Here is a 20,066-nt window from a genome sequence, read left to right as displayed (position 1 = left end):
CAAAATGTGGTGCTACCCCTAATACAGGTTACATTTTAATTTATCGATTAACACATATTATTTTATCAAGTGGAAAGGCTACCTGATAAAAAAGGAGGTAGCCTAATAGTATGAAATACAGTTTCATCGCTTTTATTATAACATTGTCAGTTTTAGGATTAATTTTACCGAATCAAGGAACCGCTGAAACTAAGAAAACCAGAGTTGGAGAAAAACACACTGATTTTTATGATGCTTTTTTAGTATTATTAGACCCTTATGCCAAAGAAACAATTAATAAAAAATATCCAAATCGTAGTTATGGATTATGGAATGCAGAAATATTAGAGGTTACACGAGTATCTGGTGGATTTTCTCAATTTGATTTTATAGTGAAAGTTGAATATGACACTTATACAGGTCCACATAATCCACCAGAAGGTCCTGTTACTATAACTTTTGATGTAAAAACAGAAGGAGTTACTGTAACTGAAATCAAAGGGTAATTTCACCTCAAAAAGAATTAAATATTAGTTTAGTTTATGATGAAGTTCCATTAGGTAATTTAGAAGTATCCTCTTATTTTGCTGTCGTATCTATAAAAGACTTTTTTGTTAGATACAAAGAATTACTGGCCAAATTACAAAAAAGTATTTATTCAACAAACGAGCGCGATTGTTGAACAACAAAGGTAGAAAATAATCAAACTTTTTTATAAAAAGCGTCTTCGTGGAATCTTTTAAGAACCTGTTTTGAACAATCTTTTTTCAAAAACAGTTTTTTTTATATTTGGAAAATCAACATTATTAGACGTATTTTTGATCAATCTTGTATAGGAAGATTATAAGCTTCTTTAATATTCACCCAAACAGCTTTTCCTTCTAGTGAGTCTTGAAGCAATTCACCTTTAAAATCCTTTATAAGATAATTAAATATCATATATCGGTCTTTTGCGATTGGATTAACATATTCATAAAGTCCTTTATAAACAAGGTTACTAACTTCAAGACCAGTTTCTTCTCTAACTTCTCTAATAGGGGTCCCGCCACATCGCTATCAAGCTAACAAAACAAAATTCCCCCTAAAATGAAAAAATACGCTATTCTTTCTGTAGAATCATAGGAAAGGATGGCGTTTTTGTATGTCAATTTCTGTATCTGATGAATTACAACTATTTGCTCAAGAAATTCAAAGCTTTTTATCCCCTAATATCTTACGGAATCTTGCTAGAGATGTTGGCTTTGTGCAACGAACAAGTAAGTACCAAGCCAAAGATTTAGTCGCTTTATGTGTATGGATGAGTCAAAATGTCGCTACGACTTCTTTAACTCAGCTATCTAGCTGTTTAGAAGCGTCAACAGAAGTTCTCATCAGTCCTGAGGGACTAAATCAACGATTTAATAAAGCGGCCGTTCAATTTTTGCAACACATATTAGCCGAACTTCTAAACCAAAAATTAGCCTCATTTATACCGATTTCTTCTCCATTCACTTCTGTTTTCAAGCGTATTCGGATCCTGGATTCCACCGCATTTCAACTTCCAGATATCTTTTCATTCGTTTATCCAGGTGCAGGAGGCTGCAGTCATACAGCTGGGATGAAAATTCAACTTGAGTATGACCTGTTAAGCGGACAGTTCCTACATATTCATACAGGTCCAGGTAAACAACATGATCGAACCTACGGTTCTCTGTGTGTCCCAACTATAACAGCGAATGATTTATGTATCCGAGATTTAGGTTATTTTCATTTGAAAGATCTTCAACATATACAAGATAAAAAAGCTTACTATATCTCTCGTATCAAGTCGAATACACGTATTTATCAAAAAAATCCCAACCCTGATTACTTTCAAGATGGAAGAATTAAGAAAGGTACAGAGTATATACAGATAGATATGGAGGTCTTAATGAACTCTCTTCAGCCAGGACAAACATGTGAAATATCCGAAGCCTATGTAGGAATGACTGATAAAGTACCAACTCGTGTGATTGTACATCGACTAACAAAAGAACAACAAAAAAAACGATTACAAGATCAAGCTGTAAGAGAAAAGAAGAAAGGAATGAAGTATTCTCCTCGTAGTAAACGACTCAGTGGTATCAATGTATATATGACAAATACCCCTACAGATATTGTCCCGATGGGGCAAGTACACGATTGCCATTCTACTCTGTTCCTCTATTATGTTTCAAATGCGGAAGTTACTTCTCATAAAAAAGAAACAAGAGCTGAGTGAATATAAAGCCATATATATGATTAAAGACTATTTTTTTCTTCTGTTTCGAGCAATGCAAAAAGACACCCAAGGATTATCAAAGATTCTTCTTCGTCTGTTTAACCTCCTACAGCGAAACGGACGGAAATCTCATCGATACAAGAAGAAAACAGTCTTTGATATATTAGGTGTCGTTTATAATTGTACCATGTCGGACAATCAAGCAGCTTAATAAAAAAAGTGAAACCCGTTAGGGTTTATTTGATATGCAAAATTTCCAATGATCTACACTGATTTTTAGAAAAAGAAAAAATTTTCTTCTGAAACTGGCCTTTCCTAACCTTAGCTTGATAGCGATGGGGTCCCGCCACATATCCATCAAGCTAAGAAAGTGGATAACCCCCATGCCCATCAACTTAAGAAAAGTAAATACCCCCAAAAAGAAAAAATGAGCTGAATTCTCAAAATAACTAATTGTAGAGAAAGAGAATTTTCATTTAGGGTATACTTCAAAACCTTAGCTTGATGGTGATGTGACGCTACCCCTTTGAAAGTAAGAATATTATAAAAAATTGACTGTTGTTTATTTATGCCATATAATTCATATATGAAATATATGGTAGCTTTCAGAGAAATAAGAAAGATATGTAGGAATAGTTGTAAAGTTACATATTCATTATTTGACAGAAAATATAATTATTCACATCTAATTTGTCTAGTGTAGACTTCATTCTCTGAAGAAAGGGTGTTTTCTATGCAAATAGCGGAAAGAGAATTATATACTTTAATTAGAGATGTATATCACCAATTACAAAATAATCTGGAAAATCAATTAGAACAATTCGACATCAGTATAGTTCAATTTGGAGTAATACAAGTGTTATCAGATTCAGAAAAAACTTCTATGTCTGATTTAAAACAAAAAATTGGTTGCGCTCCTAGTAATGTTACTACTATGATTCAACGAATGAAGAGAGATGGTTTTGTAACAACTACTAAAAATCCAGCTGATCAAAGAGAAACCCTGGTATATTTAACTGAAAAAGGTAAAGAAACAAAAGAAAAAGTAAATATTCAATATAAGGTATTTCTTAAAGAAAACTTTTCTTATTTTGATGAAGAAAAATTTATAACTTTATCAGAAATGCTCAAAGATCATAAACTCCATTTATTAAATGTTGAAAAAGGAATAACAAAAGTGTAACTAATAGTTACACTTTTGTTTAAACATATACTTCACATATGAAGTATATGTTTGGATATATATTTCATATGTGAAATAAAATCGAAAGACAAGGAGAGATTTAAGTGAATGACGAAGGAATTAAACCTATGTTGTTTCTACTAGCAGTTGTAGCATTTTTTGTTGGAATGGATTCTTTAGTGGTATCACCTTTAATTCCTGATATCGCCAAATCCACTGCAACACCGATGGAAAAAGGAGGGTGGTTAATTACCTCTTACGCTTTATTTTATGGATTGACAGCTCCATTTTTCGGACCGATTTCTGATAAATTTGGTCGTAAACAAATGATTGTAACAGGAATGTTTATATTTTCAATAGGAACTTTTTGTACAGGACTAACTCAAGATTTTAACAAGATTTTAGTTTTCCGTGCATTAACAGGGTTATCAGGAGCTATGATTATGCCAAGTATATTTGCATTGATAGGTGATAAAATACCTTATAAAATGCGTGGTATGGCAATGGGAATGGTAATGGGGGCAATGGTTGGTTCAACAGTTTTAGGAGTACCGATTGGGGCTTTCTTAACTTCTGTTGGTAACTGGCAATGGACCTTTTATGGTATAGGGATTTTAGCAATGCTGGTTGCAATTATTGTAATGATCATGTTGCCTAAAACGCCACCAACTAATCAAATTCCAGTGTCTGCACCAGTGGCAATGGTGTCTGCGATTAAAACTGCGTTTACAAATACATCTATATTCTTTGCATTATTATCTACTTTCTTGTGGACTATTGGTTTACAGGGGATGTTTTCTTATATTGGAGTTTATTACAAAGAAAATTTTGATTTTAGTGTAGAAAAAACAGGAATGGTAATTTTTTTGGCGGGAGCAGGTAGTATTATAGGCAACGTCATAGGTGGTAAATTAGCAGATAAAATCGGTAAAAAAGTAGTTATTTCAATTGCTACTATTATCGCTGCAATTGGGGTTATTAGTTTCTCATTGTTAACTGAACATTTAATATCTGCAATTATTGTACACGTAGTATGGAGTACATCAATTGGGTTTGGACAATCTTCATTAACTGCTTTAATCTCAGAGTTAAGTCCAAAGGTAAGGGGTACCGTAATGGCTCTTAATAGCTCAGCGATGTATATTGGAATGATGTTTGCATCTGCAAGTGCTTCCTGGCTATTAGTTCACGGACAGACATTCTTATCTATTGGCATATTATGTGCAATGGCTAGTTTTCTAGTACTACCGATTGTTCATTTTTTAGTGAAAGATAGTACAGCAACAATAGTAGACGGACAACAAACTCAAGTAAAGTAGTAAGGATAAATAATCCACATGTATATGTCGAAATTATTTATTTAAACATTTTTTCTATGTTAACACACCAATTCTTCTTGTAAAAAGAAGAGGTACCGCCACATCGTCATCAAGCTAAGAAGATACAACTACCCCCAGAACGAAATTTTGTGCTAACTTGTAATAAAAAAGCTCATTTTTTCGTTTTGGGGTGGATTTGTTTTCTTAAGTTGATGGATGTGTATGGTGACCCCTATTAGGCTATTTTCTTTTTAACAGCTCACCACGTAATGCTCTTTTTTTACAAGCCATGAAATTATGATTTTATGACTTTATGTATTTACGTTAACGTATATAACTGTTTTTCCACCCCGCACACGAGAAATGCATAGCATAAATAATAAAAAAGAAGCAGAAAATCACTCGCGATTTCCTGCTTTTTTTATAAATTTAAGTTCTTGATACATACATCGCTTCACGCGAGATTGCTATTTACTAGTACACGATAACCGGTTCATAAGTGCTTAAATTATCATACACAGTTTTAGCAATACTAGGAGGAAGGTTAACACATCCGCCCGATCCCCCCGTTAAATAAGCATTATTTGCCCAGTTTGTTCGCCAGCCGGCATCGTGGAATCCTTGGCCGCTATTTGTGAACGGAGCCCAGTAATCTACTTTAACGGAATAATCAGGTTTACCTACTGCGCTGCCTTTGAGTGTGTACGGTGATCGTTTATAAAGGACGTACCACACACCTGGTGATGTATCTTCACTCGTGCTATGTTTACCAGTTACTACATTTGTTGTGACTGCTAATTTTCCATCTTTGTAAATCCAAATTTGTTGCTCTGCAATTGAAACTTCCGCATACGTGTCTCCGATGCCATTATTCGATGTTGTTTCATAACCGATGCCTTCATTACTCCAGCCATTTCCGTGAATATTAGAAGCAGAAAGCGATTTTTCGCCTTTTTCAAAGGCTTGTTGGACTTGCTTTGTTTCTTTTTCAACATCCAGTGCCCAGCCATAGCCTTGTCCTTTTACTGATATGACCGAACCAGAATGTGTTTTAAATGTGAAGTCTTTATTTAATGTTGATTTAGTATTATTAATTCCAGCAATCTTATTCTTAATGTCGCTCGCATCGATTGTAACTTTCATATCCTTTGACATAGAGGCATTTTGAATTAAATCTTTCGCTTTTAAAGGATAAACTTCATTCTGTACCTTATAATCAACGGACTGTTGAAGAAGATCCTGTAGTGCTTTCTTCTCTTTTTTGACAATCGGATTATCTTCTTTAATAGGCTGTATGTATGCAGATTTCAGATGAATTTCGCTTTTATACTTCTGCTTGTCGTAATCTTTCAATAGACTAGTAACGTCATACTGTTCTCCGTCAACGCTTTTCGAGATAACAACTTTTCCTTGTTCGAGCTTCGCCATAGCATCTTGAGGCGCTTTTAATTTTTTATTCATAGAGACGAGCTTTTCCTCTACAAGTTTTTTCATCGTTTCGCTACGATACTGATCCGCCTTTTCCGGTAGCAGTGAATATTTTTTTTCCTTTGAGGAAGGGAAAAATGTCCACTGGCTTTTTAATAGTTTCTTAACTTGAGGCAAATCTTTTTCCGTAAGTTCCGTTTGCGTATCTTTTTCATCTAAAATTTGTTGTTGACCGACATAGACTTTGTTTTCTAGTCCAGATGTTTTTAATTTCTGTATTGCTTGATCAGCGGTCAGACCAGCGACTTTTGTGTCATTAATCGTAACATTTGAATTGAAGTGGGTTGCCTGATAATAACTCATTCCCCCAATGAGAAGTGCAATTATACCGCCACCCGCTGCGATAAGCTTCCAATTTGTAAAACGTTTGCTTGATCTTACTCGTTTTTTATCAACTTCTTCAACTGACTCATTTATTGTATTGTTGTTCATCAATCTTTCCTCCGTATACATCAACGTCAATAGATTTTAAACTAAAGCCATTGACTAGTGTACCTTATTGTTCTTAGAATTTCATTATCTTTGACCAGATTTTATCGCATTAAATTGGCCAAATTTGGATTTTTTAATAGAACGACACATAAAAATGGTAGATAATTTTTTCAATTCACACTGAATAGTCCCTTATAAGCCCATCCCAAGCCCCTTACAAGTAATAAATCATTACAAAAATTGCCTATCAATCTAACAGAACAGGTTGCCCAAAAAACGATAAAAATGAACTTCGGTACTATAAAAAACACAGAATTTCCGTTTAGGGGTATTTTAAAATCTTAGCTTGATGGCGATGGGGTACGGAAACGATTCGAAGAATAACCCGCCACAACCGAAAATTTTTCCAATTTAGGCGGGTGTTTTTTCTTATATTTTATCTGGTTCTGTTGCAAAGTTTTCTAAAGTAAACTAAACTCTGTAAAAAACAAACAAGGAGCGTAACAAATGGGATATTTTAAAGGAAAACAGTTCGAGAAAGATATTATCTTGGTAGCCGTTGGCTACTATTGTCGTTTTTCTTTAAGCTATCGCGATGTGTCTGAAATTCTCAAAGAACGTGGTATTTCTATTCATCCAACAACTATCATGCGCTGGGTTCATGAATATGGAAATCTTATCTATCAAATTTGGAAGAAGAAAAACAAAAACACATTGTTATCTTGGCGTTTGGATGAAACCTATATCAAAATTAAAGGAAAGTGGTGTTATTTATATCGAGCAATTGATAAAGAGGGACAAACACTTGATATTCAACTTCGTCAAAAACGAGACAAACAAGCAGCATATGCTTTTATGAAAAGACTCGCTCGAACTTTTGGAGAACCAACGGTTCTGACGACAGATAAGGCTCCTTCTTTAGCTTCCGCATTCAAAAAATTAAAGGAGATAGGTCTTTACAAAAATACCTTTCATCGTACAATAAAGTACCTCAATAATATCATCGAGCAAGATCATCGACATGTGAAACGTCGATTTTCCCGTTCCTTAGGCTTTCAAAGTCTTCGCCATGCCTCACGTACTATTAAAGGTATAGAAACTGTTCATGCCATATACAAACAAAAGCGAAGTCTTCAACCAAACTTCGTTTTTTCGACGTATAACGCATTACATGAATTATTAATAGTTTCATAAAACTGGTCCGCAATATTCCCCATCTCTTTATGTTTTCGGAAACTTTGCAACAGAACCATATAAATCAATTGACCCATCACATCCGTTGGGCGGACGAGATGGGCTTAAAGATATGGTTTGTATTAAAGGTGGTATTAAATGGATTGGAGCTTGTTATTTTCCTAGGGGTCAACAAACTTTTAGAGAAATTAAAGATAAATTTTCGCATGATCTTGAGGGAATTGAAAGAAATAGCGTTGATGGTTTAGCGTTTATTACTAATCAAGAATTAACTTTATCTCAAAGGTCAGAATTAACAAAGTTAACAGGTTATGAGGTTGATATTTTTCATCTAGAAAGAGTAGTTAATTTATTAAACAGCCCTGACAATTACGGAGTTAGATTAGAATTTCTTGATATTGAAATAACAATTGAAGAACAGTTAGCATATTTTGCTGAGCGTGATAAAAAGTATGATCTGATAACAAGCAAATTAGAAAAGCTAGAAAAGATTATTTCCAATATCGACATTTCAGAAGAAGGTTATATTAGAGAATCAGATTTATTTGAAATCAGAACGATAGAGATGGTATCAGAAATTATTGAAGAATTATTTGATGAAATTTGGTATGACAGACATCAAGTATTAAAATACAAAATTGAAAATGAATTAGAAACAGTTGATCCTGAAGTTTGGGAAAGGGCTTTAAAAGCGGCTAAAAGAGTAGAAGATAAATATGGAGAGGAAAATTTAAGTCCTTATGATGATTTTGAATGGGGAATGTTAAATGGTAAGGTTTCTACTACCGTTAACGGAAATTATGTAAAGAAAGAAGGAATAAAATTTGAGTTTAATAAATGTGTCTTCTATAGGTGAAGTAACATCAATTATTGATGAAAAGGTATATGAAAAATGGGGTGAAATTGTTTCGACTATCATAATTAATCCAGAATATAAAGAAGGACTAATTGGGTTAGAAGAATATTCGCATGCTATGGTTATCTTTTTCATGGATCAATTTAAAGAAGAAAAGAATCAATCTTGGATTAGAAAACCAAGAGGAATTGAAACTTTAGTCGAGAAGGGTTGTTTTGCACAAAGAACAAAGTATCGTCCTAATCCTATTGGGATTTCTACAGTTGAGATATTATCAATTGATGATAACGTAATTACTGTAAAAGGATTAGATGCTAATAATAAGACACCAGTATTAGACATTAAACCTTATATACCAGAGTTTGATTCAAGAAAAGATACTTGTGTTCCTGTATGGATGAAAGAATTAATGAGAAATTATTTCTAATTTCTTTATTTAATACGAATAATGATAAAAAGCTAGCATAGAGCTAGCTTTTTTACTACCGTTAAGTGGGGTTATGTTAACTTTGGTTGTGTAGAGAGTATATATTTGATTTTAAAACAAATATGTATATACAAGTTTTATGATTGTTACGGTTGCTCCAAGATAAGCAAACCATTCCCAAAGGGGTGTTTTTTGTTTGGAATCAGTCATATTATTATGTCCTCCTTTTTAATATCTGTTAAACAATATATTATCATAATCATGAGATTTTTGATTAATTAAATCATTTCAATTAAGTAGTTCTTTACTTCGAATAGGTTTTATAATCTCTTTATTTACAATGTTTTGAATGTATACTTTTCTTGCTAATTTTGATGATACCAGGGGAATTGAGATGAAGTCAATGTTTTCGGGGATTTGAATGTAAACAAATATTCAAAAGTTTACATTCATTTTTTGTATGAACTTTGAAATCATAATTTCCTATCCTAAATAAAAAAATAAGCTTAGTTCTCATATTTAGCTGTAGAGAGATAAAAATTTCGTTTTGGGGGGTACTTCAAAATCTTAGCTTGATGGCAATGGGGGTACTTCAAAACGATAGAAATAAGCTTAATTATTATAAAAGGTAAAAATATTTGTTCCGCGGGCATCTAAGATATCAACTTAATGGCTATGCAGCAGTCCCTATACCCATTAAACTAAATATATAAAGTACCGCTAGAAGGATTACTGTTTAATGCTGACGAAATTTTTGTAGAAAACTTAGTCGTGAGGAGAAGATAACTTGAACATAGAAAAGATTTTTGAGTATGAAATGGATCAAGAGTTAAGGCTGGCTATTCAAAGATTATTAGTAGAGTGTTTTGAAGAAAGTTACCCTCGGGAAAGAATCTATTTTAAACAACTCCCTCATTTTAGATTATTAGCTTTAACTGAGAAAAATCAACTTATTGGTCAGGTAGGTTTGGATTATAGAGTGATGAACTTAAATGGTATGCCTATAAGAGTTCTTGGAATTATTGATTTATGCGTATCAAGAGAAGCTCGTTCTCAAGGAATAGGAACCTTATTGCTTTCGGAAATAGAGAATTTCTGCGAGGGTAAGTCTATTGACTTTCTACTCTTATTTGCCGATAACAAAAGCTTGTATTTAAAAAAAGGATACAAATCGGTAGAGAATAAATGCAAGTGGCTTAAAATAGATGAACAAAATCAGACTACTTTCAGCATAGGAAGTGAAGTTATAAACGAACTTATGATTAAGGAACTGGGAAATGTAAAATGGCAGGATGGAGAGTTAGATTTATTAGGCTATCTTTATTAGACTAGAGGTACGTTAGTTGAAAAAGGTGTCCTACCTCATCGCCATCAAGCTAAGGTTTCACACTATCCATAAAACAAAAAAGACATTATCCTTTCTGTAGAATTATAGGAAAGGATGGCGTTTCTTTATGAATCTTTCGATTCTTGATGAACTTCAACCGATTGCTGAAGAATTACAACGACATATATCTCCTCATGTTCTAGAATACCTAGCCAAAGAAAAAGGATTTGTTCAGCGAAAGAGTAAATATCAAGCACAGGAGTTAGTTGCTTTTAAATAAAGTCAAGGTGTTTATAAAAAGACGCGATGTTTTGCCCCTTTGGATCTGTTTATCTAAAGGGGTGTTTTTATAGTGAAAAGTGAAAAAAAGATCTGAACTGAAAGGCGGATTAAGGAACTGTTGATTAGCAATAAAGTTACTCCACTAAAGGGCCAAATAGTGGAAGAAGGATTTTAAAATTCACATACAGAATTATTTGATGTGAAGAAAAGGGGGTAAAGGAATTGAACCATGATTTTTATCGCGCATTATTTCCTATATTAGCTACTCATACACATCTAGCTAGTTGCTCCCAAGGTGCATTGGCAAAGTCTGTTTCAAAAGCTATTGAGGAATATCATAATAGCCTACTTCTGTCGGGGAGTAATTGGAATGAAGCGATAAGTAAAGTGGATGAGACTAGGGTGAAATTTGCTGAACTTATTGGAGCCGAAACAGATGAGGTTGCTGTATTATGTTCTGTTTCTGATGCTATTTCTGCTATTGCAACTTCCCTCCCTTATCAGCAAGAGAAAAATAAAGTCGTGTTTACGGATATAGATTTTCCAACTGTAGGTCATATATGGTTTGCACAAGAACCGTTTAAGGATAATATTTCCGTAATTCGTTCTTCCAATGGGGAAATACCTCTGGAACAATATGAAAAAGAAATAACAAATGATACGCTTATTACATGTATTCCCCATGTGAATTATTACAACGGATATAAGCAAAACGTTAGAGAGATTGCTGATATTGTGCATAGAAAAGGATCGCTTTTATTCGTCGATGCTTATCAATCAGCAGGACATATTCCGATTGATGTGAAAGAGATGAAGATTGATATATTAGCAACGGGAACTCGTAAATACATGTTAGGAATTCCCGGTGTAGCATTTTTGTATATAAAAAAAGAACTGGCAGAGCAATTAAAACCAAGAGTTACGGGATGGCTGGGACAAGACCAAGCATCTTCATTTGACATTTATAATCCTGTTTTTGCAATGGGGTCGCGTCGATTTGAAACGGGTACGCCTTCTTTTATAAGTATTTATGCAGCTTATGATGCACTAAAATTACTACTTGAGGTTGGGATAGGTAATATTGAATTCTATTTAAAAGAGCTAACCCAATTCACCATACATTATGGAAAAGAAAAAGGATTGCATCTCATTGGACCATTATCTACTGATAATAGAACAAGTCTAATGTCTTTTCATGTTGAAAATGCATCAAAAGTAGAAGGGATGTTAAGAGACAAAAAAATCATTGTTTCTGCAAGAAAAGATGTAATAAGAATTGCCCCTCATTTCTATAACATTAAAGATGAAATAAAATACGCAATAGATGAGCTTGCAATCTTAACAAATGGGAATTAAGTAAATATTTACTCAAACAAACCTGAATTGAGGATTGTTTTGTTATTCTGCTAAAGGGCGCGATTGTGGAACAACATAGGTAGAAATAATCAAAGTTTTTTATAAAAACCAAACTTAAATCTGCTGAAGAGGAATCCATTTTGATCAATTTTTTTCAAAATGGATTCTTTTTATTTATCGTAAAACTTGGGATTGCGAGGTATTTTTGATCAAATTTTATTTCAAAGCTACAGCACTAAACTTAAACAAACTATCGCTGGATTAAAGAGTGCTCAAGCATGCCTAGAAGGATTTGTTCTTGATACTGATAACCAGCAAGCAAAACAATTATATAAAGGTGCAGCACAACAAACTCAAGAAATTATTGAATTTTTAAATCCTCGTCTTCAGCAAATTGAACAAGAAGAGCCTCAGTACAAATAATAACATAATACCTTTCACTTAGAATATCGTCCAAATGGAAGAGTGCTCAGCTTAGATAACGATTATCAAAATGATGATTACAATTAAAGGGTCTCACCACATCACTATCAAGATAAGAAAAGCAAGTATCCCAAAACAAAAAAATGTACATTTTCATCTGGAGATGCACATTTTTTCGTTTTGGGTGTGTTATAGAACACCCATTATAAGCGGTTCTCATTTGTTTGGTCTAGGAGAACAATTTATACTGTAACAGCCTAGCTATGGCAAGGTAGAATTATCAATATTTGAAGGGATGTGGGCTCTTCTTCAAATGAATGGGGCAGTATTCTTATTCTTGCTTGCTGTTGCGGCGATTGTCATGTATATTTCGATAAAAATGAACAGTACAGCAAATGCAATTGGGGCACGGCAAGAATTCGTTCTTTTTTGAGCCACTCAAATAAAAATGACGTAGAATTAGTGTTCTGCGTCATTTTTCATTTTAATTTGATGAAAAATGATGAATTAACAATGATTAACATCAAGAAAAAGTGTCGTATAATTCGATTAAATGAATTTAACGTTAAAAAATCCCAGCAAATATCATTTAAATTGGTGGTTTTCTCAATTTATTCTTGAATGGCTCCAAAAAGTAAGAATTCTTGCCGTGCCCCATAAACGAACGTTCATTATTGTTACGGTACTAATAACCCTTAGCATGGGTTTTATATTAGTACGTTGGCTGTACCCCAAGTAGAACGGAACCAACTATTGAATTCAAGGGTCACTCTGAGAGTAAATAACTATCATTTTAGTTTGATAAGTCTATTTTAGAGATTTCAAAGACTTTAAAATCAATGAAAGACTTTTGTAACATTTACGAAAGTAAATTGAAAGATATTTATAATAAGATAATTTTATCGAAGGTGATTTTATTCCACATTAAAAGTATAAGCAATGTACAGTATAATTTTATTTTTGTAATCTTATAGAAATGATGAAAAAGGAGGAGAAATAGCATGAAACGTATGAAAAAAATAATTCCCGCAGCATTTGTGTTAAGTACAGCTTTATTTGTAGCACCAGGATTTTCTTCTGCGGCTACTGATACTTCTACGAAGGTAGGAAATCTTCCAGTGGTAATCAGTTCTCAAGAAGGAAAAGCACCTATGACAGCAGCTCAGGTTGCTAAAAATGGTACTCAACTTCCTTACATTCCTACAGGTCCTTATGAAGAATTTCCTAATGAATGGCATGTTTCTACAGAAGATGGAAAGTTAATTGATTATGTATATGTAGATGTTGTTGCTAAAAGTAATGGAGCAAGAGTTTATGGATTAAAAATGGATGCTAATTCTCAATATAAGATTTTAAAAGCTGATGGCACTTGGCTTAAAATTGGAGAAGAATATGAAAAAACAGGTAACAAAGGAGAATTATTATATACAATAGCAATTCCTAAAACTGATCCAATCTTAGAAGATACTAAATTGAAAAAAGACGTAAATTGGAAATTAATTGATTCAAATATAGTAGATAAAAATTCAGGATATCATTGGAGCAAAGCAGTTACAAGTGGTATTTCACATAATGTAACTGTAGGATTATCTTATACAATTGGGATGGAAGTAGGTCTTGAGGGGGTTGCAACAGTAAATCAATCATTAACTGCAAGTTTTGGTTATGGTGTTACTCTAAATTCAGAAAGTACCGTTACAAAAACATTTGACTTTAATCCAAAGCCTACTGATTATGCATATGATCAATATAGAACTGCATTATATCAACAGGTAGCAACATATTCAGTTGTTCCAGGGGAAAAATTGCAAAAATGGATGTCTGAACAAAGTGGTGTTTGGGATAATCTTTTTGGTAAGTTAGGTGTGCAAAGTCCAACGGAATATAAAGTGAAAACCTCAGTTGATTATCCAGTAGATGTCTTAGTTGCTCTTACTTCGAAATAATTAAAAGGCTAGCAAAATGCTAGCTTTTTAATATCTCATCTATATGGAGACAATTTGTACATTAACCTGTCAAATCTGTAAAAAATAGAATATATATATTTTATTAGATATATATTTTAAATTTATCCCAATAGAGTAAACCCTATTGGGGTTCAACCGAGATACATATAATTTCGGGTCATAGGCTGTATTTTATTTCCATTATCAGATTTCTGTGTAACAAAAAGGCATTTTATTAATAATGTTACGGATTATTTTTGATACAGTATTTTGTTACAACTAATTCAACGGTTAGGATATTTCATATGTTCAAATACAAAACGTAACAAAAACGAACGTTTATGTTACAAATATCACCGATAAACAACGTTTGGTAAATAATGTATTACTATGACCTAGTTTTACACGTATCTCGGCTGAACCCCTACTATCATCCATGTTCTTCTTCATATATTTGCACCAGAACCGGAATTATAGCTGTTTTCTTAATTGGGGTCGTTATGTACAAGCTTATTAAGAAAAAAATAGAAGAGAATGTCGATAAGAAAACCGCCTTATTTCGGCGGTTTTTACTTTGTTTTACAAATTTTTAACATTTTTTACCTTTAATTTATACTAGTTTAATAACGTTTCGCTAAAATATTCTTGTATTTTACAATATATGCGAGGAGGATTTTTGTGATCAAAAAGATGTTGTGTAAAGTGAAAGGTCTTATTGGTTTTTTAGCAGTTTTCTTTTTAGTATTTACATCTTTTTCTTGGACTAGTTTTGCGGAAACAAAAGAAGAAAAAACAGAGAAAGAATCGTCAGAGAAGAAGATTGTTTTTCCGGTGTTAAGTGATGTACACATTAAAAATAGTGGAACGGATGATACGTTTCGTTTTCAAAGAGCGCTGCAGCAATTAAACGCAGTAGCTCCAAGACAAGATGCTTTTGTAGTTGTTGGTGATTTTACAGACAGTGGCTCGACGCAGCAGTATGATCGTTTCTTCCAAACTTATAAGCAATATGGAAATCAAAATGCAACTGCTATGTATGCTTTAGGTAACCATGATTATTGGAACGGATTATTGGCACATGATGCACAGAAACGTTTTCTCAAAAAAACAGGAATGGAATCTATCTATTATCACAAAGTTGTAAAAGGCTATCATTTTCTTGTGATGAGCCCGGAAAATGGAGTGACACATGGATATTATTCAGATACACAAATTAATTGGCTGAAGCAGGAATTAGTAAAAGCGAAGCAAGCTGATTCAAGTAAGCCAATCTTTGTCTTTTTACATCAGCATATTAAAGGAACAGTGTACGGGAGTCATGAATGGGGGACAAATGATAGTGCCAAAATTAATGAAGTCTTAAAAGAGTATCCACAAGCTGTAACATTTTCTGGTCACTCTCATTATCCACTTGATGATCCAAGGTCAATTCACCAAAAAGACTTTACGTCTGTTGGGACATCATCAGTTAGTTATATGGAAGTAGAAAGCGGAAAAGTACAAGGAAATATTCCGCCGGGAGCTGAAACATTAAGCCAAGGTTTATTGGTAGAAGTAGACGATCAAAAAGTGACGATTCATCGCCGTGATTTTCATAATAATTCTTGGACAGGTGAGCCGTGGGTAGTTGAGCTTCCAGCAAAGAAAGAATCTTTCAAGTATACAGAAGATCGTGATAAGGAAAAGCCGGCATTTTTACAAGATGCAAAGCTGAAACTTTCGAATATAACAGAGACATCTGTGACAGCAACATTTCCGCAAGCTGTAGATAATTTACTCGTTCACTCATACCGTTTGCAAGCAAAAGAGATAGCAACAGGAAAGGTGAAAAACCATCTTTTAGCCTTCTCTGAGTTCTACCGGGATCCGGTGCCTAAAGAGCTGACATTTACATTAGGTGGACTCGATATTAATACGGAATATAACATAGAAGTAACAGCATTAGATTCATTTGGAAATGAAAATAGTGCTCCTTTGCACGAAGAATTTGAAACGAATACAGAAGTAATTGATCCGAATGCGAAAGTACCGAAAGCAGATGTATTCGATGTGAACTTTTTAGATGGTACTTTTAAAGACTATTCATCATTTGGTGCAAATGGAAGTGTAAAAGGAAATGTAGCAATTGAGTATGAGAAACCTTTAAAGAAACACGTAATGAAATTAAGTGGACAGGATAATACATATGGATATATTCCATTTTCAAATGAGCAAAAAGCAAAGGTAAAGGATTCCTTTACACTTGAAGCAACGTTTTCTATGAATCAAATTCGCAATCAAGCAATTATGGAAAATACCGAAAGCGGTGGAATTGGATTTGAATCAACAGGTTCTGGTTATGTAGAATTATGGGCGCATATTGGTGGCAGTTATAAACATATTGGTGTACAGTTAGAAGCTAATAAAACATACCATCTAACAGGAACATATAATGGAAGTGAACTTGCAGTATATGTAGATGGAAAAAAAGCAAATAGTCAGCGAGTAACGGGGAAAGTGTATCATCCAAACGTACCATTTGCGATTGGAGCAGATCCAGCAAGCGCTGGTAATGGTAATGTTCCGTTAAATGGGAAAGTTGCACTTGCAAGACTATATAGTAAGGCACTAACGCCTTCTGAAGTGAAAGCGGCTTATCATGAGTTTAATAATCGCATAAAAATAGAAGAGATCCAAAACTTATATGAAGAAATGAATAAGGTAAAAGAAACATTGGCACGTACTTACGAATTTGGAGAGAAACCTGGTCAATATTCACAAAAAGCGTTTGCTGAATTACAAAAAGCATATAACGGTGCAAAAGAAACGTTTGAAAGAATGACGGTAACAAAAGAAGAAATCGTTACAATGTATCAATCATTACAAACGGTACATCAAACCTTTTTAAATTCTAAAGTGGCAGAAGAAAAACCACAAACGGCGAAAGAAAAGCTTCAAGTAAAGATTAATGGAGCAAAAGATTTCTTAACAAAGATACAAGTAGGAACAGAGGTAGGGCAATACAAGCATGAACCAGTGAAAGCATTAGAGCAAAAAATACAAGTAGCCGAAGCAGTTGTACGTGATCAAAAAATGACGGACCAACGTGCAGATAGTATGCAACGTGCATTAGAGGATGCCATAGGGCCTGCTGAGAAAAGTATAAACAAATAGGGCGGGGAAGAGGCTTGTCATGGACAAGTCTCTTTTGCGTGAGGATCATTCGGGACTTGAGGAAGTAGAATATAGGGGTACGGAAACGATTCTGGGTATGAGGGTCCACTCTGGGATTTAATTACAAATATAAAAAAAGAACTTTATTCAAGTTCTTTTAATCTACGATACAGAGCGGCTTGACTCACTCCTGTAATTTGGCATATTTCCTTAACGGTTTTATTGGTATGCTTCCGTAATTCAATCGCATGATTCATACCTGGATGCTTATCCGTGTATTTCTTCAATCTTCCTCTATACACTCCTTTTTGGGGCACGGCAAGAATTCCTTCTTTTTTGAGCTACTCACTAGAGGACAGTTATATAATTATGTTTTTACATTTAATGGAGATGGAATTATTTGAGGCCTATTAGGGGTCACTATACATGCCCATCAACTTAAGAACGGAAACAAAATGAATTTTTGTTCATATGAACTAAAAAACTCTTAAAATATTTTGTGGTCTTAAAAATAAGTATACTAAATAAACCTAGATAGGTATCATTTTTAAAAATTATGCAGCTTTCTTTTGTTTTCCAAATCCACTATATGGGCAAAAACACCCAATAATGAAATCGTTGCTTGGAAACTCTCACATCGCAATGATTTACAACTTGTTCTAGAAATACTTGATTTAGCAATACAAAAAAGAGATGTGTATGGAACCATCATCCACTCAGATCAAGGATGCCAATACACATCTCATGCTTATCATCGTAGGCTTCAACAGCTAGGTGCCATCGGCAAGCCACTCTCGCAAAGGAAACTGCCATGACAATGCTGGCATTGAATCATTCTTCTCTCATTTTAAATCCGAAATGTTTTATCTCAATTATTATCAAACAAAAGGAGAACTGATTCAAGCAATTGAAACATAGATCTATCATTATAACTACAAACGATTCCAAAAACGACTCAACCATTGAGCTCCGATTGAATATCGAATCTCGATGGCTGTCTAGTCTTTTTTTTAAAGCTGTCTACTTGACGGGATTAAGTCGATAAAAGGTGTCTTTTTATATTTTAGTATGTAAATGTAATTGTCGCCAATGAATATCCAGCTTGTGCATTATAAGGTGCTACTTGGTAAGATACTTTTTTTGCACCTTTTGGCCAAGAAATTTCATTCAATACTTTCTTTACGTCTTGCATCGTTCCATCCATAGATTGTTTATAACGAACCTCTACTTTTTTTGGTTTTGATGCAAATTGCTGTTGCAATTTTTTCTTGAACTCATTATAATTATTCGCCCCATATTGTGCAGATAAATAAACAAGGTTTGTATCCTTTAGCATTTGCTGATATGTTAATGCTTTTGGGCTACCTGCTTTTATCTTATTTGTTAGTTCATTATAGTAGGTTGTTATTGCTTTTGGATATTTACTACGATCCCATTGATGGTCTTTTCCCAATTGTTCATCAGACATATTAAAATAAGAATATGTTACTCGTCCTTGCTTGTCTGGAATTGGATCATCGAATGTTGTGTCAAGATGATACCATTTCCCCTCAATTTTCACTAGATTCCAAGCATGAGCTTGTCCATTTCCAGTTCCTGTTACAATATGAGATTCTATTCCTGCTTCTTTTAGCAATTGATAGGTTAATAATGCATATCCTTGACAAACCGCTGAACGATTTGCTAATGCTTCATATGCCGTATAAGCTTTGTATGAAGTATCATATGAAACATGTTTCACTATATAATCATGAATTACTTTTACTTTTTCATGTCCATCCATTCCAGTCTTAACAATAGAATTTACAATTGATTTTGTTTGTGTTTTTACATATTGAGTTTGTTGTTTTGATTCACGGTATTTGATATTCAATGTGAATGTATAGTTTCCTGGTATACCACGAATTGAATAGTTTGTACTTGCTACATTATATTTTAAGTATTCATCCGAATCTACTACCTTGTCGTACGCTTTAACAAGCGTATTCATAACTTCTTTAATATTATTATTTTTTGTTTTATATGTAATGGTAATGTTCTCTTTACGATTATCAATATGCTTCTTTATTTCTTGTTGAAATCCTTGTAATAGTTTTGCATCCCCTTGTGGAGCTGCAACTTTTTGATTTGTAGCTGCATAAGAAACAGCCGGAATTTGTAAACCACCAATCATTATCGTCGAACAAAGTACGGCCGTTTTTAAGTACTTGTTTGTCTTCTTCATCTTGTCACATCTTCCTACTTAAAATTATATGTAAATATTTTCACATAAATTTAAGTATATAACAATTTTCCAAAAGAAAATATGTAATTATGCATATTTAGTTCTGGTGCAAAAAGATAATGAAGAGTAAAAAGTAGATAGTTCAACTTGGAATTGTAAGTTAACTAATTGCTACTGCATTATTGAATAAGGTTATGAGGATAAATAATTTAAGGTTAATAGGAACTGAATTTGATGA

15 protein-coding genes and 3 pseudogenes are annotated in these 20,066 nt (G+C 33.6%); 14 read left to right on the top strand and 4 right to left on the bottom strand.

Annotated features, from left to right (window positions below):
- Positions 1 to 110 precede the first annotated feature (110 nt).
- Positions 111 to 485: a DUF3888 domain-containing protein gene (locus QRE67_RS15535; protein ID WP_286121063.1), complete on the top strand. Its 375-nt coding sequence runs from the start codon at positions 111 to 113 to the stop codon at positions 483 to 485.
- Positions 486 to 807: 322 nt separating this feature from the next.
- Here QRE67_RS15535 and QRE67_RS15530 read toward each other — a convergent pair.
- Positions 808 to 1,014, bottom strand: a pseudogene (locus QRE67_RS15530) (NUDIX domain-containing protein); the annotation flags it as partial.
- A 106-nt stretch (positions 1,015 to 1,120) separates the two neighbouring features.
- Between QRE67_RS15530 and QRE67_RS15525 the strand changes: the two are divergent.
- From QRE67_RS15525 to QRE67_RS15515, 3 genes and pseudogenes are all read left to right on the top strand, one after another.
- Positions 1,121 to 2,429, top strand: a pseudogene (locus tag QRE67_RS15525) (IS4 family transposase).
- Between the two features lie 522 nt (positions 2,430 to 2,951).
- Positions 2,952 to 3,401: a MarR family winged helix-turn-helix transcriptional regulator gene (locus QRE67_RS15520; protein ID WP_286121062.1), complete on the top strand. Its 450-nt coding sequence runs from the start codon at positions 2,952 to 2,954 to the stop codon at positions 3,399 to 3,401.
- 104 nt (positions 3,402 to 3,505) lie between these two features.
- Positions 3,506 to 4,720 (top strand): MFS transporter, encoded by a 1,215-nt coding sequence (locus QRE67_RS15515; protein WP_286121061.1) that lies wholly within the window; start codon positions 3,506 to 3,508, stop codon positions 4,718 to 4,720.
- A 474-nt stretch (positions 4,721 to 5,194) separates the two neighbouring features.
- On the opposite strand, the gene QRE67_RS15510 is transcribed toward QRE67_RS15515, so the two are convergent.
- On the bottom strand, positions 5,195 to 6,640 hold the full coding sequence (locus QRE67_RS15510; RefSeq protein WP_286121059.1) for a L,D-transpeptidase family protein: 1,446 nt from the start codon (positions 6,638 to 6,640) through the stop codon (positions 5,195 to 5,197).
- Between the two features lie 507 nt (positions 6,641 to 7,147).
- On the opposite strand from QRE67_RS15510, the gene QRE67_RS15505 reads away from it, so the two are divergent.
- The 9 genes and pseudogenes from QRE67_RS15505 (at position 7,148) to QRE67_RS15465 (ending at position 17,604) form a co-directional block, all read left to right on the top strand.
- Positions 7,148 to 7,834 carry an IS6 family transposase gene (locus tag QRE67_RS15505; protein WP_098929416.1) on the top strand — a complete coding sequence of 229 codons (687 nt, stop codon included), beginning with the start codon at positions 7,148 to 7,150 and terminating at the stop codon, positions 7,832 to 7,834.
- A 112-nt stretch (positions 7,835 to 7,946) separates the two neighbouring features.
- On the top strand, positions 7,947 to 8,690 hold the full coding sequence (locus QRE67_RS15500) for a hypothetical protein (RefSeq protein WP_286121058.1): 744 nt from the start codon (positions 7,947 to 7,949) through the stop codon (positions 8,688 to 8,690).
- Positions 8,659 to 9,117, top strand: a complete 459-nt coding sequence (gene tsaA, locus QRE67_RS15495; protein WP_286121057.1) for a tRNA (N6-threonylcarbamoyladenosine(37)-N6)-methyltransferase TrmO — start codon at positions 8,659 to 8,661, stop codon at positions 9,115 to 9,117. The genes QRE67_RS15500 and tsaA overlap by 32 nt, the downstream gene beginning before the upstream one ends.
- A gap of 787 nt (positions 9,118 to 9,904) precedes the next feature.
- Complete coding sequence (locus QRE67_RS15490) at positions 9,905 to 10,444, top strand: GNAT family N-acetyltransferase (protein ID WP_286121056.1); 540 nt, start codon at positions 9,905 to 9,907, stop codon at positions 10,442 to 10,444.
- A 127-nt stretch (positions 10,445 to 10,571) separates the two neighbouring features.
- Positions 10,572 to 10,715, top strand: a pseudogene (locus QRE67_RS15485) (IS4 family transposase); the annotation flags it as partial.
- Between the two features lie 233 nt (positions 10,716 to 10,948).
- Complete coding sequence (locus QRE67_RS15480) at positions 10,949 to 12,082, top strand: aminotransferase class V-fold PLP-dependent enzyme (RefSeq protein ID WP_286121055.1); 1,134 nt, start codon at positions 10,949 to 10,951, stop codon at positions 12,080 to 12,082.
- 213 nt (positions 12,083 to 12,295) lie between these two features.
- Entirely contained in the window at positions 12,296 to 12,505 is a 210-nt protein-coding gene (locus tag QRE67_RS15475) for a DUF1657 domain-containing protein (protein ID WP_286125297.1), read from the top strand.
- Positions 12,506 to 13,506: 1,001 nt separating this feature from the next.
- Complete coding sequence (locus QRE67_RS15470; protein ID WP_286121054.1) at positions 13,507 to 14,451, top strand: hypothetical protein; 945 nt, start codon at positions 13,507 to 13,509, stop codon at positions 14,449 to 14,451.
- Between the two features lie 678 nt (positions 14,452 to 15,129).
- Positions 15,130 to 17,604, top strand: coding sequence for a LamG-like jellyroll fold domain-containing protein (locus tag QRE67_RS15465; protein ID WP_286121053.1), 2,475 nt, complete (start codon positions 15,130 to 15,132; stop codon positions 17,602 to 17,604).
- Positions 17,605 to 17,747: 143 nt separating this feature from the next.
- Here the strand turns inward: QRE67_RS15465 and QRE67_RS15460 are convergent, their stop codons facing one another.
- The gene (locus tag QRE67_RS15460; RefSeq protein ID WP_235605179.1) at positions 17,748 to 17,891 is read right to left on the bottom strand and encodes a helix-turn-helix domain-containing protein; all 144 of its coding nucleotides are present in this window, start codon (positions 17,889 to 17,891) and stop codon (positions 17,748 to 17,750) included.
- A 282-nt stretch (positions 17,892 to 18,173) separates the two neighbouring features.
- Between QRE67_RS15460 and QRE67_RS28700 the strand changes: the two genes are divergently transcribed.
- Positions 18,174 to 18,419, top strand: a complete 246-nt coding sequence (locus QRE67_RS28700; RefSeq protein WP_353507040.1) for a DDE-type integrase/transposase/recombinase — start codon at positions 18,174 to 18,176, stop codon at positions 18,417 to 18,419.
- Positions 18,420 to 18,667: 248 nt separating this feature from the next.
- Here the strand turns inward: QRE67_RS28700 and QRE67_RS15455 are convergent, their stop codons facing one another.
- Positions 18,668 to 19,828 (bottom strand): transglutaminase domain-containing protein, encoded by a 1,161-nt coding sequence (locus QRE67_RS15455; RefSeq protein WP_286121051.1) that lies wholly within the window; start codon positions 19,826 to 19,828, stop codon positions 18,668 to 18,670.
- Between the last annotated feature and the right edge of the window lie 238 nt (positions 19,829 to 20,066).

This window comes from Bacillus sp. DX3.1, from assembly GCF_030292155.1.
Classification (GTDB): domain Bacteria; phylum Bacillota; class Bacilli; order Bacillales; family Bacillaceae_G; genus Bacillus_A.
Note: the sequence above shows the minus strand (reverse complement) of the source record. Positions and strands in the feature narration are given on the sequence as shown.